This window comes from Flavobacterium sp. MEB061, from assembly GCF_000834715.1.
GTDB lineage: Bacteria > Bacteroidota > Bacteroidia > Flavobacteriales > Flavobacteriaceae > Flavobacterium > Flavobacterium pectinovorum.
This window is the reverse complement of record NZ_JXQR01000018.1, coordinates 125,299-138,863: the sequence shown is the minus strand read 5'-3', so window position 1 is coordinate 138,863 and position 13,565 is coordinate 125,299. Positions and strand designations below refer to the sequence as shown.

The following is a 13,565-nucleotide window of genomic DNA, read 5'->3' as shown; positions in this document are numbered from 1 at the left end:
TGTTTTATTTCACTTTTTCAAAAACCACAGCCGTATTACAACCTCCAAAACCAGAAGCTGTTTTCAGGAAATAATTGATAGTTGCCTCTTCATTTTTCTCAATAACATTGATTGTTTCGCTTACGCCGATTTCATCAAAACCTTTCGATTCAAAAAGCATATTTTTATTCGCGGATTCAATGGCAATTACGGTTTCTAATAATCCCGAAGCGCCTAATGTATGACCGTAAAATCCTTTTAAACTATTTATGGGAGCATTTTGTAAATTTAAACGACTTAATGCAATCGCTTCCATTTCATCGTTAAACGGTGTTGCCGTTCCGTGAGCTGAAATATAATCTAATTTATCGGCATCAATTTGAGCTTCTTTCAAAGCATTGTGAATACTTCTAAACAAACCTTCGCCTGTTCTTGACGGACCCGAGATATGATTGGCATCATTTATCGAACTGTCTCCAATAACTTTTATTTTAGCGTCTTTGGCTTCCGCCGAAATTAAAACTGCAGCCGTTGCTTCGCCTAAACTTACGCCGGTTCTGTTTTTAGAATATGGTTTACAAGGCAAATCACTCATCGCCTGGAAAGCATTAAATCCCGATAAAACAAACTCAGAAACTTCGTCGCCGGCAACAACAAAAATGTTGTCGTACAATTCAGACTGAATCATTCTTTTGGCAATGGAAACGGCTAAAATTCCAGAAACACAAGCGTTTGAAACTACAATTGGCTGTGTTTTGAATCCGAAGAAATCAGCAACATTTTTTGCCAAAACATCTAAATGTGCATTATTAAAACTTTCTTCAAAATCTTCTTTTAATGCCGTAACATTTCCTTTTGTAGTTGAAAGTATAAAAGCGGTTTTTGAATTTAATTCAACTCCTGAATTTTTGATAATCGGCTCTAAAGCCAAAATCATCATTTTTTCTAAGCGGGAATATTTTTTGTCAGTGCTTATTTTTTCAAAAGCACTATTTATTTTTTCGGTAGAAATAATAGACGCGTAAAATGAATTTGGCATTAAAGAAACATCGCCGTGTAATTGAATTCCGGATTCGCCACGCAAAATAGCTTCAACGTTTGATTCAACATCAAATCCTAAAGGTGTGATACAATTGGTTTCGGTGATGTATATTTCTCTTATCATTTTCTCTTTTTTTCCTGGCTTAAAATTAGCCACAGATTGTGCGGATTAAACAGATTTACACAGATTTTTTTATTTCTTAATTCGTGAAAATTAGTGTAATCCGTATTTTTATTTTAATAATCCAACTTTTCGTTTCCAGTTTTCGTAAAACTCAGGATTCGTCAACATTAAATTTCCATCTTTATCTAAAAATACCTGAACCGTTTCTCCAGTACAGGCAACGTCTCCTTTTGCATCAATAATTTTAAAACGATAAATCATTTTTGCAGCGGGCGTATCAACAACCGTAGTTTCGATTGTTACAACATCGCCGTATCGCAAAGATAATTTATGTTCGCATTTTGATTTTACGATTGGAGTAGTGTAACCGGTTTCTGCAATATCAAGATATGTAAGTCCGTGTTCGCGCCCAAATGCTTCACGTCCATCTTCAAAATAGGTAATATAATTGCCGTGCCAAACGATTCCAAGCGGATCAGTTTCGTTAAAACGAATTCTGATTTCGTGAGAAACGGTTAGGGAAGTGGCTTCGTTATACTGTTCTTTTCTTTTTGTCATAAAATAATGCGATGGATGTTGTGATAATAAAAAACAAAAACAATAAACTTATTTTTTGTATGATTTCTAAGAAAGAGATGTTGCGTAATAAAACATCATAAAAAGCTTCTAATGCCCAATTCATTGGTGAAGATTTGGCAACGATCTGCATGATTTTTGGCATTGCAAAAACAGGGACCCAAACACCGCCAATAGCAGCTAAAATGATAACACTTGTTGCGCCAAAAGGAGCAGATTGTTCTTGCGTGCTGGCAACAGTTCCTAATAAAATCCCGAAACCAATTGCTGCAAATCCTGAAAATAAAGCCACAATACTCATTAAAAATAAATGACCTTCGATGTTTAATGACGGCAAACCAATATGAGGAAATAGAAAAACTGCCACAGCAACCATCATATAAAACTGGATCATACAAATGGCGGAATAGGTAATCGTTTTTCCGATAATCACAATAAAATTAGAAGACGGATTGGTTCTTAAACGAACAAATGTTCCTTGTGTTTTTTCTTTTACTATATTAATAGACAACGGAATTACAATAAAAAATATGGCAAAAAGAGTCCAGGCCGGAACGTTATGTTGCACCGAATTTGGACGAACTTCTTTGTTGTTTATTGTTGGAATTATTTCTTTGAAGGAGATAAAACTTTTTTGTTCGAAATCGGCATTTCCTTCTCCCAATTGATTTTGAAATGTTTTGTAAATTGATTTTGATTCGATTTGAGAAATCATTTTATCAATCGAACTCATTACTGCATTTTTAAAACTTAACTGAACCGCCGGATCAAAATAGAGTTTTACTTCTTTTTCTTTGATTATTTTTGGAGTAGCAGGTTTTGCAACACTATCGGTTAAACCCATATTGCTCAAAATGTTGTCTACATTCTGATCAATTTTGGCTTGTAAATCAACGCTTAATTTTGAAGGAATTACAATGGCAAGTTTATATTTTCCTCTGTAAACAGCTTCTTTAGCAATCTCTTCTGTAATAGGCTGATTGTCGATTTGCGTTACGACAGTAAACAAACTGCTCTTTTCAAGATTTTCAAAAACAGTTTTAGAAACATCGCCTTTATCATTATCGATTAGTAAAATTTCAATTTTTGAATCGCTTACGGTTTTAAAAGTACTGTCTTGTATCAATGTAACGGTGATAACAAGCACCAGCGGCATCACAAACAGAATAATTAAACCTCCTAAATCCCGTCTTAACAACAAGAATTCTTTTACTACAGACATCCAAATTTTATAGCTCATCTCTAAAGTCTTTACCGGTTAATGAAATAAAAACTTCTTCAAGGTTTCTTGCTTTTTCAGTAGAAGAAATTAAGCTCGAAGGTGTGCCTTGTGCATAAATTTTGCCTCGGTCTAAAATGGCGATATTGGTGCAAAAATCTTCGGCTTCAGCCAAATGATGTGAGGTATAAATAATGGTTGTTCCGTTTTGGTTTAATAATTTCAAATAATCTATAATAGCATTTTTCGATTGAACGTCAACACCAACGGTTGGTTCATCTAAAAATAAAACTTTTGGATTGTGCAGAATTCCGGCAATCAAATTAACTCTTCGTTTCATTCCGCCCGAAAAAGTTTCGATTCGTTTGTCTGCGAACTTTAATAATCCTAAAAGGTCTAAAGTTTCTACTACTTTATCTTTTAAATCAGAACCTTTTAAGCCGTACATACTTCCAAAATAATGTAAATTTTCCCTGGCCGTCAAAGTCGGATATAAAGCATATTCCTGAGGAACAACGCCAATGATTTTTTTTATTTGTGAAGAATCGTCAGTGTAGTTTAAACCATCAATTGTAAAATGTCCTGAAGTTGGTTTTACCAATCCGCAAAGCATAGAAATTAAAGTGGTTTTTCCGGCACCATTTGGGCCTAACAAACCAAAAATACTGCCTTCATTTATATGCAATGAGACTTCGTTCAAAGAATACATTTCTGCATTTTTGTACTTTTTCGAAAGAGATTCTATTTTAATTATTGACTGCAAAATATATTAGCTTATGGCTTGTTTTAGTTTTTTGAAAAAGATTTCTTCACGATTGGCAATGTCCAAAAGTTCATCAGCGATGGTGTTGTAAGCATCTTCTTTTGCACTTCGGTTTTTGTAAATACGAGAAGCTTCAACAGCAAAATCACGCCATGAATCTCCAATTAAAGTCATTTCTTTTGACAGCGTTTTCAATTCTTCATTATTTAAAATAACCGATGCTTCCTGTAAAAAAGCAGCATATATAAAACGGAAACCACCGCCTCCTGTTCCTATTTCTTCCTGCATACGAACCATTTGTGCTAGATAATGATTGGCTTTTTTGGTTCCGTGTTTTACAGGCCATTTTCTAATTTGTTTCGATACAAATTTAATTCCGCGTACACCAACAATTGGCATTGGTGCCAGCATATCGCGACAGGTATTTTTGATTCCTTTAATGATCGCGCTTTTCAAATCAACGTCTTTCGGAATGTGAATTGGATAATACATTTGTCCTCTTGGCGCAAAGGCACCTTTGGCGAAACGTACTTTATCAAGTTCATCGTGCGTAAGTGTGGTAACGGTTTCCATAACAGGATCGCTCACTAAATAATCGGTTTCGGTTTTTCCGTAAACGACTAGATTGTGTGCGTTAAAATGAAAGCGGTATTCATCAGGAAAATAACTTAAATGATACACACCAACTTGTAATCCGGTTGGAATATTATTTTTTAAATTTTCATCCAATGCTTTGTTTGCATTTGTTGTCGATGAAAATTTTTGTCTCTTAATTTTTAAGTTTAAACGACTTGCCAGTTTATTAAAAATTTGTCCAGGCAAAGTTCTGTAACTAATTGCCGGCGCATGATTTACTTTTATAAAAGGCAAATACACAAAAAAAAGTCCGGAACCAATACCAAAAACCATCGGTTCACTAATGTTAAGGCCGTTGTTTTTTAACAAATTCGAAGCTACTCCGTTTTCGCAATGAGCAGATTGATGATGTGTGAAATTAACTTGCATTAGTCTGTTTTAATATTTTTTAATTCTGCTACCGAAATGTCAAAAGCATCGGCATATTTTTTTAAAATTTTATCGTTTAATTTGGCAAAAACTTCGGGTTTAAAATGTCTTTTTACACGCCATTTCCAAAGTCCAACGTAACTTGCCAAAATAGTCAAATCCATTTTGTTAAGTTCCATATAATAACAAATCGGACTGGCTTCGCCGGTTTCGACCTGCATTTTTGCTTCGGCGATTCGTTCGTTTATATCGTCAATAGAGTTGGAAAGTGCAATTGTTTTTGGTTCCCAGCCAGTACTTAAAGTTGTAGTATAGTTTCCGTTTTCATCGGTTGCATACAAAAGTTCTTTAACGTTGTTTTTAGTTAAGTTGCTTTTGTCCTGCGGTACTTTTTCTTTTTCCATATCATTACAATTTAATTTATGTGATACAAAAAGGTAATACCAAGCATAAACTAATCATTAAAAAGATCAGATTTGTTAAAGCTAAATTCCCTTCTTTTTTTTCAAATAAATAAAACATTTCTATTATTAGCCCTAAATAAAATACTACTATAACTATGAACAATAAAATAAAAACCCCCAAACCTCCATCAACATGTTTATGTCCGTTTTCGTCACAAAATTTATGAGGATCAAAGGTAAAATACCAAAACAAAAAAACCAATCCTGTCAGGAAAATCAAAATTCCAATTCTGATTAACAGATGAAAAATGATCTTTTTAGAAATCATTTACACCGACATTGTTTTTTGAATGAACAAATTAATTTCGCATTCTAAAAGCTTTTTATCGTCTGATAAACTCTCGCAGCTCATCGTACATAAAGTATAATCTTCGCCTACGAATTTCGAAACCAAATTTGCTTTAGTTATAATGGTATCGCCCACTTTTGGCAATTCGTGTATTTTTAAATTTTTGATTGCGCTGATAAAACCAAGAACGTTTACATTTTCATTTTCGGTTCCGTCTTCTTCAAAAAAATATTTTTTACCTACAATTGACGAACAGGTTTGTGCTGTGTTTTCGATTAAACCGGCTTCAATAAAAATACCTTTATCAACAAAAATATTGTCGTCTTTGATCAAAAATATGGTTTCTACAAAATCTGATTCAATTTCCAAAATTAAATCCACCATAAGCAGCGGTGCCCGGTGTGGTAAATAGTTCTGAATGTCGACAGCAGCAATATTCATACTTATATTATTTGGCTAAAACGGTTTTCATTTGCCCTTTAGCGATTTCTTCATTGTTTAAAGTCGTAACGATATCAACCAAAGTAATTCCGCCAAATTCCTGCAAAATAGTTACGGTTGACTGAATTGTATCGTTTATTTCGGGTAATTTTTTTATTTCAATGTCTTTAATAGATCCAATGTATCCCGTTGGAGCAATTTCATTTCTTAAAAAATATTCGTAACCTGTATGTAAAGCCACAGATTGCGCCATGTGTTCAATTAAACCAGCTTCTAAAAAAGTATTATTATCAAAAAAAATATTGTCATTTTGAATCTGTAATCCCGAAACCAATGAAGTTTCTGTAAAAGAATACATTTTATCTACCATAACAAAAGGAAACTTTTGAGGCAGTAAATTTTCGACGGCATTTTTTTCTAAAAGTAAAGTTCTTTCCATTAACAAACGGTTAAATAAGCATAGGCAAAAGAAAATCTTCCACTTTCAGGAACAGATAAAAGAATACGATCGCCTTTTTTTAGTTTTCCAGAATTCATCAATTCTTCTACAGCCAAATAAATAGAGGCAGAACCTACATTTCCTACTCTTGAAAGGTTCATAAACCATTTCTTGTCAGCCATTCCAATTCCTTTTTCGCTTAATCCTTTTTTTAATCCTTCGACAAAAAAGTTAGATGAAACGTGCGGAATAAAATAGTCAACCTGATCTGATGTAATATTATTTTTAGTCATGGCATCATACATACTCTCAGCTCCTTTTGAAAGTATAAATTCGTCCAATAATTTTACGTCTTGTTTGATGGCAAAAACAGATTCGTTCAGTAATTCTTCCGGCTCATAATCGCTCCACGATTTAATTTCGCCGTTTTCTAATTTATCTCCACCGGCATACATACAAGTCTCTAATTCAAATGCGTATGAAAAAGCTTCCATCCATTCGATTTTTAGGGAAATGTCTCCGCTTGGTTTATTTTCCAATAAAAAAGCTCCTGCTCCGTCTGATAACATCCAACGTAAAAAATCTTTTTTGAAAGCAATAATAGGCTGCTCTTCAAGGTTTTTTAAATTGCTTACTTCCTGACTGTATTTTTTAGCAATTAGCCAGGTCGAAACTTTTTCTGATCCTGTACAAACAGCATTTTTAGAATTTCCTGATCTTACAGACAGAAAACCAAATTTTAACGAATTCATTCCGGCGCAACAAACTCCTGTTGATGAGTTTAATTCTACCGATTTATTTTGAAGTAAACCATGAACCATTGCGGCGTGTGACGGAAGGAAAATATCTGGTGTTGAGGTTCCACAAGAAAGCACTTCTAAATCCTGAGCTGTGAAATTTTCATCAAATAACTGCACAATTGCATTACGTGTTAATTCGGCATTGCTGTGTGTGCTTTTTCCCGTTTTGTCTACAGCGTAATGGCGGCTTAAAATTTTATTATTGCGTAAAATAATACGTCTTGCTTTAGAAGCGGTATCATTAATAAGACCTAAATAACTTTCCATTTCATCATTTGAAACAGCTTCGTTTGGCAAAAATTTTGCGGCTTTGGTAATATATACTTCAAACATAATCTACTTTCGTCTTCTAAACTCCTTTATAATATTGAGTTTCTTTTTTTATGGTTTTTAACTTAATGGGGTATGTAATAAGGTGCAATATATACACTATTGGTGAGATTAACCATATCGCGAGGAATAAATAAACATTAAATACTTTAAGAAGCAGTTTTCTGTTATTTTTATTTTTATAAATCAGATTTGACCATTTATTAAAAATTTTATTCGCTGTTTTGTCAACAGTTACAAGATACGAGCTAATTTTTACCGCACCTATTCCTGTTAATTTTGGCTGTAAATTCTTAAGATTGTCTTGTTGAAACTCAGAAAGCATCACTTTTCCAAATTTTTCCGATTCCTGTATGTCTTTTTCTGAAACTCCCGGTAGTGGGAAAATTCCGAGATATTTTTTCTTTACTCCCGAGAACATCCATTCGACAATAGTAATAACACTAATCAGGTTTCCAACTCTGTCAACCAAAGCTACATTTCCTACTAATTGTGCGTTGGCTTCTTTTAGTAAAACTTTAATTTTTTCCTGTGCCATAATCCACATATTACGAGAACCGCTAATGGTAATAACCGGCGTATCGCTTAATATCTTTTTTCCATCGGCACTTTTTAGAAATGAGTTTATTGGAATAGATGGTGACAAATACCAAACCTGATAATGAAAAAGAACCAGGTCAAATTTTGTATTTAGAATTTCTTCTGGTATTGGTTTTAGTTCTCTTGGAATTTGAAGAAAAGATTCCGGAAAAGCATCAAAAAAAGAATCCTTGTCCCATGGAAAAGGGAAGGGTTTTTCTAGTTGGATTTCGTGAAATGTTACTTTTATATCTTCTGAATTTAAGAAGGGTTTTGCAATATTTCGTGCAATTTCTTCCAGTTGTCCAGATTGGGAGTAATAAACAACAAGAACATTTTTCATTTTAGATTGGTGGCTTTTTGGTTTAGTTGCAAAAGTAATTAATTTTATGAGACAAATTTCCTGATTTTATCGCTTCGTTTTGTATGAACCCAATCCGGCCATGAAGCAGGATCTTCGGCATCATAAATTCTGATTTTTTGGTTTTCATCTTCAATTAATAAATCGTCTGAAGTGCATTCTAAAATGGCTGCAGCAGCTGCAACGCCAGAGTACGAAGCGCCTGCAACGCCGTGAGATAAAGTACACGAACCGCAAAGAAATAAATGCTCTATTTCGGTTTTGTTTTTATAAGCAAAAGGACCAACCTGATTTAAGGTTTTTTCGGTTCCGTAAACATTTCCTTTTGTCGAATTAATGTAAAATTCATTTGTTTTTGGAGTTCCTAATTCTGCCTGAATAATATGCTGTTTTGCATTCGGAATGATCTTCTCGACATTATTCATCAATTTATTAGTGATTTTTTCCTTGAAAATTTTATACTCTTCGTTATGATAATCTTGTAAACCGTTAAAATCTTTTAAATGATCGTAATTTACATAAGTAACAATTTCAAAATTATGATATCTTCCGTTATAACTGGCAGGATCTTTAAGTGTTGTACAACTTATAAAAACAGCAGGAAATGAATCTCCTTCGTCAATATTATTGCTCATTAAATTTTCAAAATTCTCGTCGTCATGTTCGTCTTTCATCATCCAGATATTTCCGGAATCTATTTGAAATTGAGTAACATCTATATCTAATGTTAAAAATAAAATTAAAGACGTAACAGAATATTTTGTTTTCTCTAATTTCTTAATCAGTGATTTGCTTAAATGTTCCTTGTCAATTAAATTTAGGTAAGTGATGCTGGGATCAGCATTTGAGACAATATTTTTTGCAAAAATTCTTTCGCCGTTTTCAAGCTCAACGCCAAAGGCTTTTTTATTTTCGATTAAAATTTTATTGACATTTTGTTTTACCCTTACTTCTCCGTTATGTCTTTTTATTCCATTTGTCATGGCTTTAACGATACCGCCACCGCCGCCCATTGGATAAAAACCACCATCAAAATAATGGTTCATTACAGAACAATGAACAGGGAAACAGGCTCTATTTGGAGGAAGTCCATGATCGCCGCATTGAATATTGAGAACAGATTTTAACTTCGCATCTTTTACATGCCAGCCAATTACTTTTTTTAGGGGAAATAAAGCAAATTTTCCAAAATGTTTGGTTCGGAATGGAACTGTAATATTTTGCCAGAAACCTTTTAATTTCGGAATCAACTGCAGTTCATACGCTACTTTTTGAACAACGGTAAGATATTCGTTTATGTTTTTTTCTTCGTGCGGAAAATGAGAAGTAAGTGTTTTTTTAAGATTGTCTATTCCTGCCGGTAAGTCAAAAATTTCATCTCCAATTAAACAATGTTCATAGGCATTTTTGTTCATTCGAAAAAAAACCATGTCGTTGGCAATTCCTAAACCGCGATATAATTCATTGGTAGATTGACCTTCTTCCATCAATCCTACATAGTGAACACCCGGACTAAAACGCTGACCATTTAATGTAAAACTATGACTCCAGCCACCAGGAACGTAATGCTGTTCGAGCACTAAAACTTTTTGTCCTGCTCTTGCCAGACATATTGCAGTTGCTAATCCTCCAACTCCTGAACCGATGATAATTGTGTCAAATTCCTGCATATTCTGTTTTAAGCGTTTAAGGATGAAAGAATGACTTTTTAATTAAAAATTGAGAATTAAAAATTAAAAATTGTTTGGCGTAATTACCGCTAAGCTAAATCAATACAAAGCTTTGCGAACTTTGCGGTTAAATAGCAATTGTTTACTTTGACTTTAACTGATTCCAGAAATCAAAATAATTGAACCATTGCAACGGATATTTTTGAAGCATAGATTCTACACTTTCAATATATGATTTTAAAAGTGCTTTTTCGTCACGATGTTTTACAACGGCCTCGCGTGCATATAAATGATAGTGTAAGTTGGGCTCTTTCATTACATAAACAAAAACAACCGGAACTTTTAAGCGCGACGCAATTAAAAACGGACCTGCCGGGAAATTAGCTTCTTCCCCTAATATTTTTTCTGATAGTGATTTTGTTCCTTCAAAATAACGATCGCCGGTAAAACAAACCAATTCATTATTGGCCAAAGCAGCATTGATTTCAAAAATATGGGATAAATCTTCTCTGATAATGATGAATTTTACGGTAGGTTTTTGAGTAACACTTTCCAGATAATTCTTTATAGCAGAATGTTCTAAATCTGTAGTGACCAGATTAATTTGAAAATCGATGTCGATATCACCTAAAAAATGTTCGGCGATTTCAAAATTTCCAATGTGCGCGCTAATCAAAACGCCGCCTTTTTTTTCTGCCAAAAGATTTTTTAAAATTTCGATTCCGTCAAATTCGTAGGTAAATTTATTTCGCATTCCTGCCGAAATAGAAATTTTATCAATAATAGTTTGCCCAAAAGTGTAATAACTTTTGAAAACCATTTTTTTAGATTTGAAATTGGAATATTGCAGCCTTTCTTTAAAATAATAAGAAATTGCCCTGTTGCTTTTCTTTAAGAACAAAAAGTAATAAGAGGCAACAAAATAAAGTAATACATAAGCGGACTTGACACCCGCTTTTTGTATTAAAAAAACGAATATTTTATAGCCTAAAACTGTTCCTTTTGATTTGCCATCCCATTGACTCATTAAACAGCTTTAGCTTTTAGTTTGTTTTCTATAAGGTCGTAGAAAGTTTGAAAAGAGGAAATTCCAACAAAATCAGCTTCAACTAATTTTACACCAAAGGTCGCTTCAATAGAAACAACTAAATCAACATAGTCTAAACTATCTAACCCTAGTGTATCTTTTAAATTTGCGTCTGGTTCAATGTCATCATTGTCTACTTCAAATTCATCAACCAAAAAACCATTAATTTTTTTTATTATTTCTTCTTTATTCATCGCTTCATTTAAACTTTTTAACTACCAGTGCAGAATTGGTTCCTCCAAATCCGAAGGAATTCGACAAAAATATATCAATTTTTCTATTTAACGTAGTTTTAACTAAATTTAATTTAGCAGAGTCTTCGTCTGTATTTTCCAAATTGATATTGGGAGCTATAAAATCGTGCTGCATCATCAATGTCGAATAGATAATTTCGCTTGCTCCGGCCATCCAGCATTCGTGACCGGTCATTGATTTTGTTGAGCTTACATAAGGATTGCTTTCGCCAAAAACTTCAAAAATAGCTTTTGCTTCATTGCTGTCTCCAACAGGTGTCGAAGTCGCATGCGCATTGATATAATCGATATCGCCAGCTTTTAATTGTGCATCATCAAGCGCTCTTTGCATAGCAGTTGCAGGGCCTTCAACATTTGGAGTCGAAATATGACCGCCGTTTGAAGAGAAACCGTAACCGGCAACTTCTGCAATAATCGTTGCACCACGTGCAATTGCCGATTCGTAGCTTTCTAATATTAACGTTGCACCTCCACCACTCGGGATTAATCCGTCGCGATCAGCATCAAAAGGTCTTGACGCTTTTTGGGGTTCGCCTTCTCTTGCAGAAAAAACACCTAAACCATCAAAACTGCACATGGCATATTTGTTGATTTCCTGTGCGCCTCCGCAAATAATAATATCCTGAAAACCGCTTTTTATTAAAAAATAAGCCAGTCCAATAGAATGGGAACCACTTGCACAAGCGGCACTTATGGTAAGATTAATACCACGAAGTTTAAAAATCGTAGACAAATTCATCGTTACCGTAGAATTCATTGATTTAAAAATTGCACCAGAACCAATTAGGGCTGTATCTTTTTTCTCACGAACAATATCTGTAGCATCGATAATGGCTTTTGAAACACTATCATTTCCGTACATAATACCCACTTCGCGATCGTCAAAAAAAGCATCATCAATATTGGCATTTTTTAATGCTTCGATGGTAGCCATGTACGCATATTCGGTTTCTTCACCAATACTCATACGTTGTCTTCTGGTCAATAAAGATTTTAAATCGGTTTTAGGCACCATACCCGTTAAGGCTGATTGAAAACCAAATTCTTTTCTTTCAGAATCAAACTGAATACCAGATTTTCCGTTATATAAAGACTCCTTTACTTCATCTAAAGAAGTACCTATACAGGAATAAATTCCCATTCCGGTAATTACAACTCTCTTATTCATGGTCTTTTTATAAGTAATTTTTTAATCCTTAAGTATATTTTTTAAACAAAGTCACCAAAGTTTTTTTTAATCTATTCTTTAATTTTTTTAATCTCGCAAAAACGCTAAGGGTTTTCTTTATTTAAGTTTTTTAATAAAACTTTGCGACTTAGCGTCTTTGCGAGCAATTTTCGGTGTTAAAGGAAAAAAACTTAAAATAACTTGGTAAACATGGGAGAAATATAATATTTCTAAGAATATATTCCTCCGTTGATGTTAATAATTTCTCCGGTAATATAGCTTGATTTTTTTGAAATCAAAAAGCTTACCAAATCTGCGACTTCTTCGGCTTCGCCAAAACGATTTACGGGAATTAGTTTTAGTAATTCTTTTTCGTCTAATTGGCTCGTCATGTCAGTTCGTATAAAACCCGGCGCAACTGCATTAACAGTAATGTTACGTTTTGCAACTTCCTGGGCAAGTGCTTTTGTAGCTGCAACAATAGCCCCTTTTGCCGCCGAATAATTGGTTTGCCCGGCAGTACCTTTTACTCCCGAAACAGAAACCATATTTACAATTCGGCCATATTTATTGCGCAGCATTTTTTGAATAAAAAACTGCGTAACATTAAAAAATCCGTTAAGACTTGTGTTTACAACGCCGTTCCAGTCTTCGGGAGTCATCCACATAAAAAGGCCATCTTTTGTAATTCCGGCATTGTTTACAATGGCTTCAACGATGGCTTCAGGATTCGCTTCCTGCCATTGCGTTAAAGTTGCTTGTACTTGTTCAAAATTAGAAACATCAAAACCTAAGATTTCTCCGGTTGCTCCTAATTTTTGAATTTCCTGCAAAGTTTCTTCTGCAGCAGTTTTGTTCGAATGATAATTAATCAGAATATGATAGTTGGATTCAACCGCTAATTTTTTGCAAATAGCACTTCCAATTCCTCTTGAACCACCCGTTACTAATACACATTTCATTGATGTAAATTTTA

At 34.0% G+C, this 13,565-nt stretch carries 15 protein-coding genes; all 15 read right to left on the bottom strand.

Features of this window, described 5'->3' with window-relative positions; all coding sequences use genetic code 11:
* Positions 1-4 precede the first annotated feature (4 nt).
* Positions 5-1,144 carry a beta-ketoacyl synthase N-terminal-like domain-containing protein gene (locus RT99_RS11220; RefSeq protein ID WP_042564837.1) on the bottom strand — a complete coding sequence of 380 codons (1,140 nt, stop codon included), beginning with the start codon at positions 1,142-1,144 and terminating at the stop codon, positions 5-7.
* 108 nt (positions 1,145-1,252) lie between these two features.
* Complete coding sequence (locus RT99_RS11215; RefSeq protein WP_042564836.1) at positions 1,253-1,702, bottom strand: thioesterase family protein; 450 nt, start codon at positions 1,700-1,702, stop codon at positions 1,253-1,255.
* On the bottom strand, positions 1,677-2,960 hold the full coding sequence (locus RT99_RS11210) for an ABC transporter permease (RefSeq protein ID WP_042564835.1): 1,284 nt from the start codon (positions 2,958-2,960) through the stop codon (positions 1,677-1,679). Before RT99_RS11210 ends, RT99_RS11215 begins: the two co-directional genes overlap by 26 nt.
* Positions 2,950-3,648, bottom strand: a complete 699-nt coding sequence (locus RT99_RS11205; RefSeq protein WP_042564951.1) for an ABC transporter ATP-binding protein — start codon at positions 3,646-3,648, stop codon at positions 2,950-2,952. The genes RT99_RS11210 and RT99_RS11205 overlap by 11 nt, the downstream gene beginning before the upstream one ends.
* Positions 3,649-3,708: 60 nt before the next feature.
* Positions 3,709-4,707: a BtrH N-terminal domain-containing protein gene (locus RT99_RS11200; RefSeq protein WP_042564834.1), complete on the bottom strand. Its 999-nt coding sequence runs from the start codon at positions 4,705-4,707 to the stop codon at positions 3,709-3,711.
* Positions 4,707-5,111 (bottom strand): hypothetical protein, encoded by a 405-nt coding sequence (locus RT99_RS11195; protein WP_042564833.1) that lies wholly within the window; start codon positions 5,109-5,111, stop codon positions 4,707-4,709. The genes RT99_RS11200 and RT99_RS11195 overlap by 1 nt, the downstream gene beginning before the upstream one ends.
* Before the next feature lie 328 nt (positions 5,112-5,439).
* Positions 5,440-5,901 carry an ABC transporter permease gene (locus RT99_RS11185; RefSeq protein WP_042564831.1) on the bottom strand — a complete coding sequence of 154 codons (462 nt, stop codon included), beginning with the start codon at positions 5,899-5,901 and terminating at the stop codon, positions 5,440-5,442.
* A gap of 7 nt (positions 5,902-5,908) precedes the next feature.
* The gene (locus RT99_RS11180; protein ID WP_042564830.1) at positions 5,909-6,340 is read right to left on the bottom strand and encodes a hypothetical protein; all 432 of its coding nucleotides are present in this window, start codon (positions 6,338-6,340) and stop codon (positions 5,909-5,911) included.
* Entirely contained in the window at positions 6,340-7,473 is a 1,134-nt protein-coding gene (locus RT99_RS11175; protein ID WP_042564829.1) for a beta-ketoacyl-ACP synthase III, read from the bottom strand. Before RT99_RS11175 ends, RT99_RS11180 begins: the two co-directional genes overlap by 1 nt.
* A 16-nt stretch (positions 7,474-7,489) precedes the next feature.
* Complete coding sequence (locus tag RT99_RS11170; protein WP_042564828.1) at positions 7,490-8,392, bottom strand: dialkylrecorsinol condensing enzyme DarA; 903 nt, start codon at positions 8,390-8,392, stop codon at positions 7,490-7,492.
* 44 nt (positions 8,393-8,436) lie between these two features.
* On the bottom strand, positions 8,437-10,080 hold the full coding sequence (locus RT99_RS11165; RefSeq protein WP_042564827.1) for an NAD(P)/FAD-dependent oxidoreductase: 1,644 nt from the start codon (positions 10,078-10,080) through the stop codon (positions 8,437-8,439).
* Between the two features lie 142 nt (positions 10,081-10,222).
* Positions 10,223-11,107: a lipid A biosynthesis acyltransferase gene (locus RT99_RS11160; RefSeq protein WP_042564826.1), complete on the bottom strand. Its 885-nt coding sequence runs from the start codon at positions 11,105-11,107 to the stop codon at positions 10,223-10,225.
* Complete coding sequence (locus tag RT99_RS11155) at positions 11,107-11,361, bottom strand: acyl carrier protein (RefSeq protein WP_042564825.1); 255 nt, start codon at positions 11,359-11,361, stop codon at positions 11,107-11,109. Before RT99_RS11155 ends, RT99_RS11160 begins: the two co-directional genes overlap by 1 nt.
* 4 nt (positions 11,362-11,365) lie before the next feature.
* The gene (locus tag RT99_RS11150) at positions 11,366-12,589 is read right to left on the bottom strand and encodes a beta-ketoacyl synthase (protein ID WP_042564824.1); all 1,224 of its coding nucleotides are present in this window, start codon (positions 12,587-12,589) and stop codon (positions 11,366-11,368) included.
* 230 nt (positions 12,590-12,819) lie between these two features.
* A complete protein-coding gene (gene fabG, locus RT99_RS11145; protein WP_042564823.1) occupies positions 12,820-13,551 on the bottom strand; it encodes a 3-oxoacyl-ACP reductase FabG in 732 nt (243 codons plus the stop codon).
* Positions 13,552-13,565: the final 14 nt, after the last annotated feature.